The organism is Salinimicrobium oceani, assembly GCF_012037645.1.
Genome location: NZ_JAAVJR010000794.1, coordinates 1 through 415 on the forward strand (window position 1 = coordinate 1; position 415 = coordinate 415).

Consider the following 415-nt stretch of genomic DNA (forward strand, 5'->3'; position numbering starts at 1 on the left):
CATGAGCAGGAAAAGAAACTCACACTTACTTCAAGAGCCTTTCATAATGACATTTTAGGGAAGTACGAAAAATACGCTACAGAATATTTTGGTTTTGATAAGCTCCTCCCAATGAATACGGGGGCAGAAGCTGTTGAAACTGCTATTAAGCTTGCACGAAAGTGGGCCTATGAACGCAAAGGAGTTGAGGAGAGCGAAGCGCAGATCATCGTTTGTGAAAATAATTTCCACGGAAGGACCACCACCATTATTTCCTTCTCAAATGATGAAGGTGCCCGCAAGAATTTTGGACCCTACACCCCGGGATTCATCAAGATCCCTTATAACGATCCCGAAGCTCTTGAAGAAGCGCTTAAAAATAATGATAACATCGCCGGATTTTTAGTAGAGCCTATACAGGGAGAAGCCGGAGTTT

1 protein-coding gene is annotated in these 415 nt (G+C 43.1%); it reads left to right on the forward strand.

Annotated elements, in window-relative coordinates; all coding sequences use genetic code 11:
• Window positions 1-415: aminotransferase class III-fold pyridoxal phosphate-dependent enzyme (locus tag HC175_RS19440; RefSeq protein ID WP_168139780.1), on the forward strand; the 415-nt coding region annotated here is incomplete at both ends.